The sequence below is a fragment of the Cupriavidus cauae genome (assembly GCF_008632125.1).
Lineage (GTDB): Bacteria > Pseudomonadota > Gammaproteobacteria > Burkholderiales > Burkholderiaceae > Cupriavidus > Cupriavidus cauae.
This window is the reverse complement of the sequence record NZ_VWRN01000019.1, coordinates 116,453-131,795: the sequence shown is the minus strand read 5'-3', so window position 1 is coordinate 131,795 and position 15,343 is coordinate 116,453. Positions and strand designations below refer to the sequence as shown.

13 protein-coding genes are annotated in these 15,343 nt (G+C 69.3%); 2 read left to right on the top strand and 11 right to left on the bottom strand.

What is annotated here, in order from left to right; all coding sequences use genetic code 11:
• Positions 1–49: 49 nt before the first annotated feature.
• The 5 genes from F1599_RS06030 to F1599_RS06010 all read right to left on the bottom strand — a co-directional run bounded on the left by F1599_RS06030 (position 50) and on the right by F1599_RS06010 (position 6,667).
• Positions 50–1,252: an acyl-CoA dehydrogenase family protein gene (locus tag F1599_RS06030; RefSeq protein ID WP_150082520.1), complete on the bottom strand. Its 1,203-nt coding sequence runs from the start codon at positions 1,250–1,252 to the stop codon at positions 50–52.
• A complete protein-coding gene (locus F1599_RS06025; RefSeq protein ID WP_150082519.1) occupies positions 1,237–2,577 on the bottom strand; it encodes an acyl-CoA dehydrogenase family protein in 1,341 nt (446 codons plus the stop codon). Before F1599_RS06025 ends, F1599_RS06030 begins: the two co-directional genes overlap by 16 nt.
• A 4-nt stretch (positions 2,578–2,581) precedes the next feature.
• The gene (locus F1599_RS06020; protein ID WP_150082518.1) at positions 2,582–3,565 is read right to left on the bottom strand and encodes a tripartite tricarboxylate transporter substrate binding protein; all 984 of its coding nucleotides are present in this window, start codon (positions 3,563–3,565) and stop codon (positions 2,582–2,584) included.
• A 176-nt stretch (positions 3,566–3,741) separates the two neighbouring features.
• Positions 3,742–5,856: an acetate--CoA ligase family protein gene (locus F1599_RS06015; RefSeq protein ID WP_150082517.1), complete on the bottom strand. Its 2,115-nt coding sequence runs from the start codon at positions 5,854–5,856 to the stop codon at positions 3,742–3,744.
• Positions 5,846–6,667: an enoyl-CoA hydratase gene (locus F1599_RS06010; protein ID WP_150082516.1), complete on the bottom strand. Its 822-nt coding sequence runs from the start codon at positions 6,665–6,667 to the stop codon at positions 5,846–5,848. Before F1599_RS06010 ends, F1599_RS06015 begins: the two co-directional genes overlap by 11 nt.
• A 117-nt stretch (positions 6,668–6,784) precedes the next feature.
• Between F1599_RS06010 and F1599_RS06005 the strand changes: the two genes are divergently transcribed.
• Positions 6,785–7,594, top strand: a complete 810-nt coding sequence (locus F1599_RS06005) for an IclR family transcriptional regulator (RefSeq protein ID WP_150082515.1) — start codon at positions 6,785–6,787, stop codon at positions 7,592–7,594.
• Between the two features lie 25 nt (positions 7,595–7,619).
• Here the strand turns inward: F1599_RS06005 and F1599_RS06000 are convergent, their stop codons facing one another.
• The 5 genes from F1599_RS06000 to F1599_RS05980 all read right to left on the bottom strand — a co-directional run bounded on the left by F1599_RS06000 (position 7,620) and on the right by F1599_RS05980 (position 13,331).
• Positions 7,620–8,369 (bottom strand): sulfite exporter TauE/SafE family protein, encoded by a 750-nt coding sequence (locus F1599_RS06000; RefSeq protein WP_150082514.1) that lies wholly within the window; start codon positions 8,367–8,369, stop codon positions 7,620–7,622.
• A 124-nt stretch (positions 8,370–8,493) separates the two neighbouring features.
• Complete coding sequence (locus tag F1599_RS05995) at positions 8,494–9,717, bottom strand: aminotransferase-like domain-containing protein (RefSeq protein WP_150082513.1); 1,224 nt, start codon at positions 9,715–9,717, stop codon at positions 8,494–8,496.
• Between the two features lie 30 nt (positions 9,718–9,747).
• Positions 9,748–11,175 carry an FAD-binding oxidoreductase gene (locus F1599_RS05990; RefSeq protein WP_150082512.1) on the bottom strand — a complete coding sequence of 476 codons (1,428 nt, stop codon included), beginning with the start codon at positions 11,173–11,175 and terminating at the stop codon, positions 9,748–9,750.
• Between the two features lie 10 nt (positions 11,176–11,185).
• Positions 11,186–12,205, bottom strand: a complete 1,020-nt coding sequence (locus F1599_RS05985) for a DUF1338 domain-containing protein (RefSeq protein WP_150082511.1) — start codon at positions 12,203–12,205, stop codon at positions 11,186–11,188.
• Between the two features lie 112 nt (positions 12,206–12,317).
• The gene (locus F1599_RS05980; protein WP_150082510.1) at positions 12,318–13,331 is read right to left on the bottom strand and encodes a Bug family tripartite tricarboxylate transporter substrate binding protein; all 1,014 of its coding nucleotides are present in this window, start codon (positions 13,329–13,331) and stop codon (positions 12,318–12,320) included.
• Between the two features lie 217 nt (positions 13,332–13,548).
• Here F1599_RS05980 and F1599_RS05975 point away from each other — a divergent pair, with 217 nt between their 5' ends.
• The gene (locus tag F1599_RS05975) at positions 13,549–14,463 is read left to right on the top strand and encodes a LysR substrate-binding domain-containing protein (RefSeq protein WP_150082509.1); all 915 of its coding nucleotides are present in this window, start codon (positions 13,549–13,551) and stop codon (positions 14,461–14,463) included.
• 137 nt (positions 14,464–14,600) lie between these two features.
• On the opposite strand, the gene F1599_RS05970 is transcribed toward F1599_RS05975, so the two are convergent.
• A complete protein-coding gene (locus F1599_RS05970) occupies positions 14,601–15,320 on the bottom strand; it encodes a GntR family transcriptional regulator (RefSeq protein WP_023263628.1) in 720 nt (239 codons plus the stop codon).
• Between the last annotated feature and the right edge of the window lie 23 nt (positions 15,321–15,343).

Sequence of the window (15,343 nt, the reverse complement as noted above, 5' to 3'; positions counted from 1 at the left end):
GCCTGTCGCGCCGCCGCCGTTGCGCGATGCCGCGGCGGCGGCGGCCGTGCTACAGGCCCACCACGCTGCTGGCGATGATGCCCAGCTGCACCTCGGCCGCACCGCCGAAGATCGTGAAGGCGCGGCTGTTCAGGTATTCCGGCAGCAAGGTGCCGACAATCCTGTCGGCTTCCCCGCCATCGGCCGGGTCTGCCCCATCGTCGCGCCAGCGCTGCCCTTCCAGACCCAGCATTTCCACGCCCAGCTCGCCGATCTGCTGCTTGAGCCGGCTCGCGCGCAGCTTCAGCATCGACGACACCGGGCCGGGACTCTGCCCCGGCAGCAACTGGCCCAGGGTCTTCAGCTCCAGCATCTCGAAGGCATCCAGATCGGCGCAGACCTCGCCGAAGCGCGCATGCAGCAGTTCGCGCTGCGCGCTGTCGTGGCGCAGGCCGGCTGCCTGCAGGACCGCCATCGCATCGCCGACCCGCATCAATTGCGAGCGCAGCCGCGGGCTGAAGATGCCGGCGCCACGCTCGAACTCGAGCAGGTAGCGCGCGCAGGCCCAGCCGGCATTCTCCTCGCCGATGCGATTGGCCTGGGGCACGCGCACCTCGTCGAAGAACACCTCGTTGACGTCGTGATCGCCGCCGATCGTCGCGATCGGCCGCACGGTAATGCCGGGCGAATCCATATCGATCAGCAGGAAGCTGATGCCGTCCTGCCGCCGCCCCTCGTTGCTGGTACGGACCAGCGCGAACATGCGGTTGGCGTGATGCGCGTGCGTGGTCCACAGCTTGGCACCACTGACCACGTAGTCGTCGCCATCGCGCACCGCGCGCGTGCGCAGCGCCGCGAGGTCGGAGCCGGCACCGGGCTCGGAGAAGCCCTGGCACCAGTAGTCGTCGCCCGACAGGATGCGCGGCAGGTAGCGCTGCTTCTGCGCCTCGGTGCCGAAACGCAGGATCACCGGCCCAAGCAGCCGCACGCCCATCGGATGGACCAGCGGCGCGCCGGCCAGCGCGCACTCGGTCTCGAAGAGGAAGCGCTGTACCGGGCTCCAGCCGGTGCCGCCCCATTCCTTCGGCCACAGCGGCACCAGCCAGCCGCGCTCGCGCAGCATCGCCTGCCAGGGGCCGGAGATTTCGGGCTCGGGATACATCGCGGTGGTCAGCCGCTGGCCGCGGCGCAGCGCGGGCGTCAGCCTGTCGCTCAGGAAAGCCCGCACCTCGTCGCGAAACGCCGCGAGTTCGGGGGTCAGTTGGAGATCCATGAAGCGGGAGCCTCGGCAGAAGTTCGATCGGAGGACGGCAGGGTCCGGCTGTCGCGCCATGCGCCCGAGGCCAGCATCGCGCGGCCATATTGCGCGGCATGCCAGGATGGACTGCCGCCCTGCTGCTGGAAACGCGTCAGCTTGCGGAACAGCCCGGCGATCGGCAGTTCCTCGGAGACGCCCATGCCGCCATGCAGCTGCACGGACTGCTGCGAGACGTAGCGGGCCGCGCGTCCGACCTTGGACTTCGCCATCGCGGCCAGCGCGATCGCCGCGCCCGCGTGCGCGAGGCCGGCGTCGACGCGCAGCGCCGCCAGCTCGCAGGCGGCGACGGCCTCTTCGCAGCAGACCGCCATTTCGGCCAGCCTGTGCTGCACGGCCTGGAAGCTCGCGATCGGACGGCCGAATTGCTCCCGCTGGCGGGTATAGGCGACCGTGCGCGCGAGGGCGGCCTGCATCGCGCCGCAGGCTTCCCAGCACAGCGCGATCGACGCCTCTGCCAGCAGGCGGTGCAGCACCGGGGTCGCATCGCTTTCGTGCGCGGTACCCAGCATCGCGTCGGCATCGACATGGACGCCGTCGAGCCACACGTCCGCGGCGGCGGCGCCGTCGACGGTATGGCAGCGGTGCAGGCGCAAACCTTGCGCCTGCGTATCGCGCATCGGCAGCAGGAACACGGCATGCGTGGCGCCGCACGTGTCCGGCTTCGGGTCGGCGTTCCGGTCGGTGTTCGGGTCCGGCTTCGGGTCCGGCTTCGGGTCGGGCTTCGGGTCGCCGTTCGAAAGCGGCATCGCCCCCCTCCCCTCGCCGTCGATCCGCGCACTGACCAGCAGCGCGTCCGCGCCGCCGCCATCCGGCACCATCAGCTTGGCGCCATGCAGCCGCCAACCCGTCCCATCGCGCCGCGCCACCGTGGCACGCGGTGCCCACGGGTCATGGCACTGCGCTTCGTCGTGGGCCAGCGCCAGCCGGCGGCTGCCGTCGACGACGCCCGGCAGCCAGCGATCGCGCTGCGCCGGCGTGCCTAGCGCCGCGAGCAGGCGCGCCGCCAGCAGGATGCCGCCGTGGTACGGCACGTTGATGCCATGCCGGCCGAAGGCGCGCATCAGCAGCCCCGTTTCGAGCGCGCCACCATCGAAGCCGCCGGCTTCGGCGGGCAGCGGCAGTGCCAGCCAGCCCATCTCGGCGAAGGCCCGCCACATCGGCGTCCATCGCGAGTCGGGCCTGGCGTCGTACCACGGTCCCGCGGCATCGGGCTGCCGCGACAGGAAGTTCAGCGCGCTCTCCTCGATCAGCCGCTGTTGTTCGTTCAGCGTCAACTGCATCGGCTCAGTCCGCCTGCGCGCCGGAGGCCTTGGCGACCTTGGCCCACTTCTGCGCGTCCTGCTTGATGAACGTCGCGAACTCCTCCGGCGTATTGCCGATGATGTCCAGGCCCAGCGCGCGGAACTGCTCGCGCAGCGCCGGATCTTTCAGCGCCTGCTGCGTGGCGGCGTGGACCCGCTTGACGACTTCGGGCGGCGCACCGGCCGGGGCCAGCAGGCCCAGCCACGGCATCGCCTCGTAGCCTGGCAGGCCCGACTCCGCTACCGTCGGCAGATCCGGCAGGGTCGCCGAGCGCTTCGCCGTGGTCACCGCCAGCGCGCGCACGCTGCCGCTCTTGATATGCGGGGCGGACGACGCGTACGCGTCGAACATCACCTGCACGTTGCCGCCGACCAGGTCGTTCAGCGCCGGCGCGCTGCCCTTGTAGGGAATGTGCGCCATCTGGACGCCCGCCATCGTCTTGAACAGCTCGGCCTCCAGATGAGTCGACGTGCCGGAACCCGCGGAGCTGTAGCTGACCGACTTGCCGCTGGTTTTCAGATAGTCGATCAGCTCCTTGACGTTGGTTACCGGCAGCCTGGCATTGACCTCGAGCACGTGCACCACCGAGGCCACCAGCGTGATCGGCGTGAAGTCCTTGACCGGGTCGTAGCCGACCGTCTTGAACACCGCCGGGGCGATGCCCAGCGAGGAGGCGGCCATCAGCAGCGTATAGCCGTCGGGGGCCTGCCTGGCGACGTAGTCCGATGCGATCACCGTGCCGGCACCGGGCTTGTTCTCGATCACCACGGGCTGGCCGAGATGCGGGCGCAGCCGTTCGCCGAGCGCGCGCGTCATGATGTCGGCCGCGCCGCCGGGCGTGAACGGCACGATGATGCGCACCGGCTTGGTGGGGTAGGCGCCGGCGTCGGCGGCACGGGCGCCGGGCGCTACCGCAAGGGTCAGCGGCAGGGCGAGTGCCAGCGCGGCGATCCAGGGTCGGGTCATGGTCAGTCTCCTCTCGATTGTTGTTGTATTGCGCTTCGTGGTTTCGGCGCGTTATCCGCGCGGCCCGCGGTGTCTCAGCGGCCCACGTGGTGCCCACGTGGTGCCCGCGTGGTGCCCGCGTGATGCCTGGGGTGCGTGCGTGGTGCCGCGCGCTACCCGCGGTGCGTGGCCCTGCCTTACTCGCGCTTCGGCACGATCAGGGCATCGAGCATCGCCACGCCCTGCCCGCGCTCGCGCACCAGCAGCGGATTGATCTCGACCTCGTCGGCCGCCTCGCCCAGCGCCAGCACCGCGTCCGAGAACGCGGCGATCGCCGCGCAGGCCGCCGGCACGTCGCACAGCGGCCGCCCGCGGAAGCCGTCGAGCAGCGGAAAGGCCCGCAGCTCGCGCAGCATCTGCTCGGCGGTGCGCCGATCGACCGGCAGCAGCCGATGGCTGACGTCCCGATACAGCTCGGTCAGCACGCCACCGAAGCCAACCGTCAGCGTCGGGCCGAACACCGGGTCGCGCACCGCGCCGACGATCAGCTCGACGCCACCGCTCAACATCGGCTGCACCAGCACGCCGTCGATGCGGGCCTGCGGGGCGTGCTGTCGGACGCCGGCCAGCATTTCGTCGCAGGCCCTGCGCACCGCGTCGGCATCGCCAAGGTTCAATCGCACGCCGCCAACCTCGGTCTTGTGCGGCAGGTCGGCGCTGAGCACCTTCAGCACCACCGGAAATCCCAGCGCTACCGCCGCGGCGGCCGCCTCGTCGGCGTGCCGCACCACCTGGCCGGCGATATCGCCGACGCCGTGCGCGGCCAGATAGCGGCGCGCCGCAAGTTCATCGCAGGGCAAGGCGGGCGGCGCCACCGGCGGCGTGCCCCCTTCCCGTACCGCCCGCCCTTGCCGATGCCGCAGCGCGCGCCACGGCCGCTGCTTGCGGCGCTCGTGCCATTGCAGCAGCGGCGGCAGCGTCTGCATCGCCATGCCGATATCGGTCATCACCGGCACGCCTTGCGCGCGCAGATCGTCGCGGCGCGTCGCGCGGCCGGTGTCGATCGCCAGCAGCAGGCGTGGATGGGCGGCGGCCGTGTCGATCAGATCGTCGGCCATGCGGTCGAGCAGATAGCCGGGCGCATAGACGATCACGGCATCGATCGCGTCGCTGGTCGCCAGCGCGGCCAGCGCGGTGCGGACGAAGCCGGGATCGTTGACGACGTTGCCGGTCACATCGACCGGATTCGACACCATGCCATAGTCCGGAATGCCGGCACGCAACGTCTGCTGCAGCGCCTCGGGCAAGGTCGGCACCTCCAGCCCCGCGCCGATGCACTTGTCGGCCAGGATCGCGCCGACCGCGCCGGAGATGCTGACGATCGCGACGCGGCGGCCGGCGCTGCGGCCCCGGTAGCGCGCCAGTTCCGCCAGATGCGCCATCTGCGCGAAGTCCTGGCACTCGATCACGTTCAGCTGCGCGAAGGCGGCGCGATAGATCTGCTGGTTGCCGGCCAGCGCCGACGTATGCGAACGCACCGCCTCGCGCCCCTTGTCGGTCTCGCCGGCCTTGAACACGATCACCGGCTTGTCGGCCTCCGCGCAGGCGATCGCCGCGTCGATGAAGCGTGCGCCGTCGCGCAGTTCCTCGATATAGCCGAGCACCACGTCGGTATCCGGGTCCTGCGCGAGGAACTGCAGATATTCGGCGAAATCGAGGCAGGCCTCGTTGCCGGTATTGATGAACTGGCTGAACGGCACGCCGAGCTCGCGCGCAATCGCAAACACGGCGGCGCAGACATTGCCGCTCTGCGTCAGCAGGCTGACCGTGCCCCGTTCGTGCTGCGGCGGTGCCGTGCGGAAGACCGAGGCAAACGCGGTATAGGCGTGCGTATTCAGATTGGCGAAACCCATGCAGTTGGGGCCGGCGACCACCATGCCGGTGGTTCGCACGAAGGCCTCCATCTCGCCCTGCAGCGCGGCGCCGCTCTCGCCGGCCTCGGCAAAGCCGGCCGCATAGACGATGGCGGCGCGGATGCCGCGCGCGTGGCAGCGCGCGAGCATCGGCGTGACCTGCTCCGCGCCGATCGCCAGCACCGCCAGGTCGATGCCGTCGGGCAGTGCCTCGATCGACGGATGGCAACGCAGCCCGAACACCCTCTCGTACTTCGGATTGACCGGATGAATGTCGCCCCGGTAACCGAAGCGGGTCAGCAGATCGATCGGCATGCCACCGATGCGGCCGGCGTCGTCGCTGGCGCCGATGATGGCGATCGATTGCGGATCGAGCAGCGGATCGAGCCTATGCGCCATGGTTGCCGCTCCGCGCTTCGCGGGCCGGGCCCGACTGGATCGCCTTGGCCAACCCGGCGTCGCGCGCCCGCAGAAAGCCTTCGCTCAGGTGCGACAGCTGGTGCGTATCGAAGTGGGCCGACAGCGCGGAGCGCAGCCCCTGCGCATCCAGCGTCCGGTTCAGCGACCGCTTGATCAGCCGCAGGCCGAACGGCGGCGCCTGCGCAATGCGCCCGGCCAGCGCCATCGCCTCGTCGTCCAGCGCGGCGTCCGGCACCACGCGATTGACCATGCCGATGCGCAGCGCCTCCGCGGCATCGATGCGGCCGCCCGCATACAGCATCTCCTTGGCCTTGCGCAGGCCCATCACCCATGGATGGATCAGCACCTCGGTGGCCGCGGCACCCAGCGTATGGCCCACCGGATCGGAAAAATAGGCCGACTCGCCCGCCACGATCAGGTCGCACATATTGGCGATCATGAAGCCGCCGGAGACGCAGGCGCCCTGCACCTGCGCGACGGTCGGCTTGGGGAAATCCCAGATGCGCAGGCAGTAGTCGAAATAGCGCCGGCTCTCGTAGGCCCAGCGTTCCTCCACCGTGAAGTCGGCGCGCTTTGCCTGCGCTTCCTTCAGGTCGTGGCCGGCCGAGAAATGGGCGCCGCGGCCGCCGATCACTACCACGCGCACGCTGTCGTCGTGCTCGGCCGCCTGCAGCGCGGCGTCCAGTTCGTCCAGCATTTGCTGGCTTTGGGCATTGCGCGCGCTCTCGCGCGACAACCACAGGCGCCGTACCGCGCCTGTCTGCTCGATCTCGATGGTGGCATCGCCCATCCCGGTCTCCTCGTCTTGTGTGGTTTGGTCTTGTCGTCAGGCGAGGGCCAGTGTAGAAAGCAGGGTTTCTACAATACAAACTTATCCGCACCAAATGACCACTATATGGACAATGCGATGAGCAAGGCAATCAAGGGGGTGAGGCAGACCGAGGAGACCAGGGAACCAGGCGCCAGGACCGCCGGCGCGCAGACGCTGCGGCGCGGCCTGCAGCTGCTGCGGCTGATGGCGGATCGTCAGGAGGAAGGACTAACGCTGGCCGAACTGGTGGAGGCGACGGGACTGGAGCGGCCGACCGCCTACCGCCTGCTGTGCTGCCTGGAGGAGGAACGCTTCGCCGAACGCCATCCGGCCAGCAAGCGCTATCGGCTCGGCCTAGACGCGCTGCAATTGGGCGCCGCCGTCCACGACAAGGCGCCGGTGGTCGATCTGGTTTTGCCGGCGATGAAGCGGCTGGCGCGGCTGTCCGGCGATACCGTGTTCCTGGTGGTGCAGCAGGGCGACTTCACCGTCTGCCTGCATCGCGAGGAAGGGCCCTTTCCGGTGCGCATCTTCACCACGGTGCCGCAGCAGCGGCGGCTGCTCGGCATCGGCGCCGGCGGCCTGGCCTTGATGGCGAAGATGCGCGACGACGCAATCCGCGAGGTGTTCAAGCGGCGCGCCGCGCTCTACGCCGAACACGGCATGACGCTGGCCAAGTTGAACAGCGCGGTCGAGCGTGCGAGGAAGAAGGGCTTTGCCGAGATCGTCGACAGCATCACGGTCGGCGTGTCGGGCGTGGGCTGCGCCTTCTCGCTGCCCTATGGCGCCGAGGCGGCAATCAGCCTGGGCGCGATCAGCAGCCGCATGCATCCCGGGCGGAGGGTGGAACTGGGCCGGCTGCTGCGCGAAGAACTCGGGCAGGCGTTCGGCAACGAGCCGGCCTGAGCGGCCGGCGCCGGCATCGCCGTCGCTAGCCGATGCGGCCGAGCACCGTCGGCAAACCCGATGCCAGCATCATCACGCCCGACACCGTCAGCAGCGTCAGCACGATCGCGCGGAAACGCGCCTCGTCGATGCGGTGATAGACCTTTGCGCCGATCAGCGTGGGAATCAGCATCGCGGGCGCGACCACCGCGAACCGGGGCAGCATCTCGACGGTGACGTTGCCCGCGATCAGGTAGACCGCCATCGTCACGGCCAGGATGGTCAGGTTGAAGTTCTGGATGATGGCGCGCTGCCGGTCCTTCTGATAGCCGCGCAAGGTGCACCACAGCGTCGGCACGGTGCCGCTGAACCCGCCGATCGCGCTCATCACGCCGCCGATCAGGCCGGCGCCGGCATCGCCGCTGCGGCCGCCCCAGCGCAGCGGCGGCAGCCGCCGCGCCATCAGCATGGCCGGGCACCATAGCACCAGGAAGGCGCCGATCGCGGTCTTGAACGAGGCCATGTCGAGATACGGCAGCAGCAGCATGCCGAGCGGAATGCCGGCCAGCCCGCCGGCAATGAAAGGCGCCAGCGCCGCGACATCGAAACCGCGCCGCACGCGCACCGCGGCGATCAATTGCCCGGTCAGCGAGCCGAACACCGTCAGCACCGCGGCCATGCGCGGTTCCAGCGTCCATGCCCACAGCGACATCGCGACCATGCCGAAGGCAAAGCCCGACAGCCCCTGCACGAATCCCGCCAGGGCGGCGCCAAGGGCGATGATCAGATATTCCATCGGGCGGTCGGGAAGGCAGTCGGGAGGGCGGCGGGCAAGGCGGCGGGCAAGGCGATCAAGGACAGGATGACGGGCAAGCCCGAAGCCCCGCGATATTACCGGGGAATGCCGCCGCCCGGGCCCGTCAGACCCTCGCCAACGCGCGCGCGAGGCGCCGTACGCCCTCTTCGATTTCGGCCACCGACGGCGTCGCGAACGACAGCCGCAGCGCCGGTGATGGCTGCCCGGTTGCCACGTGGAAGGCCTTGCCGGGGACGAACAGCACGTTTTCCTCGATCGCCTCGCGCAGCAGTGCGGTGGAATCGACGCCCTCGGGCAGCGAGGCCCAGACGAACATGCCACCGCCAGGCCGCGCATAGTCGACGCGGCCGCCGAGCTCGCGATCGAGCGCCGACACCATGGCGTCGCGCTTGTCGCGGTAGACCGCGACGATGCGCGCGATCTGTCCGCGCAGATGGCCGGCGTCCAGATAGGCGGCCATCGCGCGCTGGATCCACGGCGGCGTGCACAGGTCCGAGGCCTGCTTGGCCAGCACCGCGCGCCGCACCACGTCGGGATGCGCGGCCATCCAGCCGATCCGCAGGCCGGGGGCCACGGTCTTCGACAGGCTGCCCAGGTAGATGATGCGGTCGCGCAGTGCGGGCTCGCCGTTTGCCATCGACAGCAGCGTCGCGGGCGGCGCGCCGTCGAAGGCGAGGCAGCCGTACGGATCGTCCTCGATCACCAGCAGCTCGTATTGCGCGGCGAGCCGCAGCACCTCCTGACGCCGCCGAAGCGACAACGTCGCGCCGGTCGGATTGGCGAAGGTCGGCACCAGATAGATCAGGCGCGGGCGCTCGGCCGGCGCGCAGTCGCGCAGGCATTGGTCCAGCGCGACGGTATCGATCCCTTCGGCATCGGCCCGCACCGGCACCAGCCGGGCACCGGCCAGGCGCAGCGCCTGGATCGCGGCCGGATAGGTCGGCGCCTCGACGATCACCGGCACGCCGGGCTCGACGAAGGCGCGCACCAGGAAGTCGAAGCCCTGTTGCGAGCCCGAGGTCACCAGGATCCGTTCGGCGGGCGTCGGCGCGCCGGCCTGCCCCATCTGCCGGCTCAGCGCCTCGCGCAGCGCCGGCACGCCTTCGGTGGCGCCGTATTGCAGGCATTCGGCCGGATGGCTGGCCAGCGCCTCGGCCATGCACTGGCCGATCGCCGCGGTATCGAAGGTCGAGGCGGCCGGGTAGCCGCCGGCGAACGAGATCATGCCCGGGCGGGACAGGTAGGGGAACAGCTCGCGGATCGGCGAGCCGACCGGCTGCTGGAAGGCCGAGGCAAAGGGGAACATGGTGGCGTCCGTGCTTGTCATTGGTCCGGTCTGGTCATTCGTCCGGGCCCGTCATTCGCCCTTGCCGAGCCACAGGCGGCTCAGCGTGCGGCGCGGATCGAGCCGCGACTGCATCGCGCCGACATGGCCGAGCACGGCGTCCGCGGTGAAATCGCGATAGAAGCGTTCGTTGTACGGGCCGATGCCGTGTTCCGCGCTGAAGCTGCCGTCGAAACGCTCGACCGTCAGCCGGTACAGCTCGGCACGGACCTCGCTCGCCACCGCCTCGTCGTAGGCCGGCGCGTCCTGCAGCGGCCAGACCATGTTCAGGTGAACGCCGCCGTCGCCGAGATGGCCGAAGTCGTAGATGCGCAGCCACGGATAGCGCGCGGCGATCAGCGCGCGCGCCTCTGCGCGGAACGCCGGGAAGCGCGAGCGCGGCACCGACAGGTCCAGCGCGATGATCTTGCCTTCGTTGCGGATCGACTCGGTGATCGAATGGCGCAGGCGCCAGAGCGCCTCGGGCTTGCCGACCACCGCGTTGCCGATCAGCGTGCCGTAGTGGCGCTCCAGGAAGTCCATCAGCAGCGCCTCGAGATCGAGCCCGCCGGCGCGGCTCGGCATCGTCGACGACAGCTCGACCAGCATCGCGTAGTCGGCCCCTTCCATCTCGGCGAAGGGGTCCTCGACATCGTCCAGGTGGCGCACCACGGCCTGCGCCGCTTCGCGCGAGATGCCCTCGCACGACGACAGGAAATCGCCCAGCTCCGCGTTCAGCGCCAGCAGCAGCGCCTCGAGCTCGGCCACGCCGGTGGGCACCAGCAGCGCGGTGGCGGTCTGCGCCGGCAGCGGATAGACCCGCAGCGTCGCCGCGGTGACCACGCCGAAGGCACCGCCGGTGCCGACGAACAGCTGCTTGAAATCAAAGCCGACATTGTTCTTGCGCAGCGCCCGGTTCAGGTCCAGCAGTTCGCCGGCCGGCTCGGCCAGCACCGCCTCGACCCCCAGCAGGTTCTGCCGGACGTCGCCGTACTTGAGCAGCCGCGCGCCGCCGGTATTGGCGGCGATCATGCCGCCGATGGTCGGGTCGGCGCCCAGGTCCACCGGGAAGAACAGGCCGTCCTGCGCGAGCCGGGTATTGAGCTCGCTGAGCAGCACGCCGGCACCGACGGTCACCGACTGGTTCAGCGGGTCGACCGCGATGGCGCCCTTCAGGCGCGCGGTGCTCAGCACGATCTGCTCGCCGCCCGCATCGGGCGTCGACGCACCGACCAGGCCGGTGTTCGCGCCCTGCACGACCAGCCGCACGCCGAAGCGCTGCGCGGCGGCCACCACGGCCTGCACCTGCTCGCGCGCGGCCGGCCGCACCACCGCCGCGGCGGTGCCGACGCCGTAGCGCGCGCCGGTCTCGTAGCCGGCGCGGTCGGTCGCATCGGTCAGCACGTCGAGGTCCGGATGGGCCTGCGACAGAAACCCGATCAGCTCCTTGCTGGACGACATCTGCGCGGCCTCAGACCGTGGCCGCGGTCATCTTGAAGATGCCCTGCGCGTTGGAGGCATCGAAGCCCAGGTCCAGCTTGTTCTGGCTGCCGCCATCGGCATAGCGGTCGCGCGTGATGAACTCGTAGAACGAACCCGGCACCTCGCGCATCACGATCTCGCCGGCGGCGCCGACGAACTCGCGCATCACCGGATCGGCGCGGAACGCGGTCTGCTTGACGCGGCCGCTGCCCGACACCTCGACCTTTTCCTTGATCGGCCGGCCGAGCGCGCGCTGCTGGTCGCTCAGCGCGAACACGTCCTCGACGCGGTCGGTCGCGTGGTTGAAGGCATTGCCCTCGGTGGCGATCCACGCCATCTCGGCCGATTCCTGCAGGATGCGCTGGTAGTCCTCCAGCCGCGGCGTGTCGTGATGGCGCTCGAAGCAGGCGGTGAGGTTGCAGATCACGTGGATGGCCTCGTCCTGCGGCAGCGTGCGGTCGCGGTCGAGCTTCCACAGCAGCGCCACCGTGTCCGGACGCAGCGGATCGACCGAGGTCGACACCACGCGGGTCACCGCGGCCTGCAGCTCGGCGCTGAAGCGCTCGGGGTGGAATTCGCTGACGAAGAACTGCGCGATGCCGTCCGGCGCGTCTTCATGCGCATAGGAGCGGCCGGTCATGCCGATGCGGTCGAGCGGATAGGTGCCGTTCAGGCGATAGCCCAGCGGCCGCAGGAAGCGCGTGAAGGCCGCCTCGCCAGGAGGCAGCTGGCCATTGGCCTGCCACGCCACCGTGCGCAGCGCGCCATGGTCGAAGTTGACCTTGCCGCCGGCGGCGGCGACATCCTCGGTGTACTCGCGGCCGGTCGGCACGCGCGTCAGGATGCCGTCGAACAGCACCACGTTCAGCGCGTGCGCGATTTCGGCACGGCTGGGCTGGCCGGCGGCACCGGCGGGCAGGCTTGCGGGCGTTTCGATCAGCGACAGCAGCTTGGCGGCCTTGGTCGCGCCCACGCAGGCGGACACCAGAGAGAGGATGTGGTCGGACATGGAGACTCTGAAGACAATGAAGACGATGGCTTGGGAAAACGGATCGCGGGCGCGGCGGCGCCGGCCTGCGAAAAGAACGGCGGCCCGCCATGCAGGCCGCCGCCGACGGAAATCAATCGATGGTCGCGCCGGACTGCCTGACGACCTCGCCCCACTTCTCGCGGTCGCGCTTGACCAGTTCGGCGAACTGGGTGGGCGTGTTGAAGGCCGGTTCGGCGCCGATATTGCGCATGCGGCCGAGGATCTTCGCGTCATTCAGCGCGACCGCCAGGTCCTTGCTGATCTTCTCGGCCACCGCCGGCGACACCCCCTTCGGCGCGAACAGGCCGAACCACGGCGTCGCGTCGAAGCCCGGCACCGGACCGGCTGCGGCCACCGTCGGCACATCCTGCAGCGCCGGCGAGCGCTGCGCCGAGGTCACCGCCAGCGGCTTGAGCTTGCCGGCGCGAATGAATTCGAGCGAGGCGGGCAGGTTGTCGAACATCACGTCGACATTGCCGGCCATCATGTCCGAGATCGCCGGGCTGCTGCCCTTGTAGGGCACGTGGCTCATCTCGGTGTGGGTCATGCGCTGGAACAGCTCGCCGGCCAGATGGGTCGAGGTACCGTTGCCGGCCGAGGCCATGTTGACCTTCTTCGGATTGGCCTTCACATAGGCGACGAAATCGGGCAGCGACATCACCCTGGAGCGCTCGGCGAACGCGGGCGACATCACCAGCACGTTCGGCACGCGGGCGACCAGCGACACCGGCGCGAAATCGGCGACGTCGTAGGCCAGCTTGCGGTACAGCGTCGGATTGATGGCGAACTCGCCGACCGAGCCCATCAGCAGCGTATAGCCGTCGGACGGCGCCTTCGCCGCCAGGCTGGTGCCGACGATGCCGCCGGCACCGGGACGGTTGTCCACGATGACCGGCTGGCCCCAGACCTTCGACAATTGATCGCCGATCAGCCGGGTTACCATATCGGTCGTCCCGCCCGGCGGGTACGGCACGACGATGCGGACCGCCTTGTTCGGAAAATCCTGCGTCTGCGCTACGGCTGAGGTCATCGGCACGGCCAGCGCGACGGCCGCGATGGCGGCAGCGATGGCAGCAGGAATGCGGGACGGGTTCATCTTTGTCATGCGGTCTCCTCCGGGGGCTCTTGCTGTGTTGGTATTGGTGTTGGTATTGGCTTTGGTATTTGCTACGGCGCCGATTCTTTCTCATCCCCGAACGGTGCTCAAGCGAGAAATTTGCCGGGGTTGATGAGAAAAACGCATCAACTTTGCGGGCCACGTCGCACCTACGCCCCGCCCACGTCCTGCCCACTTCGCAACCACGTTCCACCCCATCGCGCCAATGGCTTTTCGCGTCCCCAGCCTGTCCAGTCTTCGCGCCTTCGAGGCCGCCGCCTCGCATCTGAACCTGCGCCGCGCGGCGGCCGATCTCTACGTCACCGAGAGCGCGGTGTCGCGGCAGATCGCCACGCTGGAAAGCCAGCTCGGCGTGCAGCTGTTCCATCGCGTCAACCAGCGGCTGACGCTGACGCCGGCCGGCACGCTGTACAGCCGGCAGGTCCGCGAAACGCTGCGCAAGCTGCAGCGCGATACGCTGGACATCATGGCGCACGAGGGCAGCGGCGGCATCGTCGAGCTCGCCTGCCTGCCGACGCTGGCGGTCGAATGGCTGATTCCGCGGCTGCCCGACTTCTACGCGCGCCATCCGCAGGTGGTGCTGAACCTGACCGCGCGCTCGGACGTGTTCCTGTTCGACGGAACGGATTTCGACGCCGCCATCCACTTCGGCGAGCCACACTACCCCGGCGCTCGCGCCGATCCGCTGTTTCCCGAGGAGTCGGTGCCGGTCTGCCATCCCGACTACTTCGGCGGCCGCAAGCGCATCCGCCCGGCCGATATCGCCGGGGCGGAGCTTTTGCATCTGTCGACGCGCCAGTTCGAGTGGGAACAATGGATGCGCCTCGCGGGCGTCGAGGACGTCAATGCGATGCGCGGCACGCGCTACGACCACCACAGCATGGTGATCGCCGCCGCGCGCGCGAAGCTGGGCATCGGGCTGGTGCCGCGCTTCCTGGTCGAGCGCTATCTGGAGGAAGGCGAGCTGGTGATGCCGGTGCCGCTGGCGATGCCGTCATCGGGCGGGTACTACCTCGTCTATCCCGAAATGCAGCCGGTCAGCGACGCGATGTCGCGGTTGCGGGAATGGCTGCTGGAGTCGGCCTCGGAATTCGTGCGGGAGACGCAGGCGCGGGCGTGATGCTGGTGCGGCCATGATGCGGCGGGGCCATGATGCGGCGGGGCCAGCATGCCGCGGAGACATGATTCGGGCGGGGACATGAAAAAAGGCCGGCGAACCGGCCTTCGATGCTTGCGGCGCGTGCCGCGGGACTGTCGTCAGTCGAGAAAATCGCAGTTCTTCTCGACGTAGTCGGCCAGGTCCAGCGAGTGCTGGCGCACCAGCCGTTCGGCCAGTTCGGTATCGCGTTTTTCCAGCGCCTCGATGATGCGCAGATGGTCGACGATCGAGCGCGCGGCGCGGTCGCTCTGCGAGATCGTCATCTTCCGGATCGCACGGACGTGGATGAAGATGTTCTTGATCGTGTCCATGATGATCTGCGACTTCGACAGCTGCACGATCGCCTGATGGAACGCGATATTGGCGTCCGAGTATTCCTCGATATGCTCGGCCGGCGTGGTATCGCGGAAGTTGTCGAACATATGCCGCAGCCGCGAGATCTCCTCGTCGGTGGCATGCAGCGTCGCCAGGCGCGCGGCCATGCTCTCCAGCGCGGCCCACATCTGGATCATTTCTACGATTTCGCGCTTGGTCTTGCGCATGATGTAGATGCCGCGGCGCGGCACCGTGCGCAGGAAGCCTTCCTGCTCCAGCAGCGTCATCGCCTCGCGGATCGGCGTGCGGCTGACGCCCAGCGCTTCGCTCAGGACGCGCTCGTCGAGCCGGATCTCCTCGCGCGACTGGTAGATGTCGGCATCGGCGATCGCCTGCCGCAGCATCGCGTAGGCCTGGTCGCGCAGGCTGGCGCCGGCGTTGATCGGCTGCAGGGACAGCGCCAGGCCCGGGGGAGGCGCATCTGAGGCAGTGGCGGAAGACATCTCGGCTTGACGTTGCGCGGGTT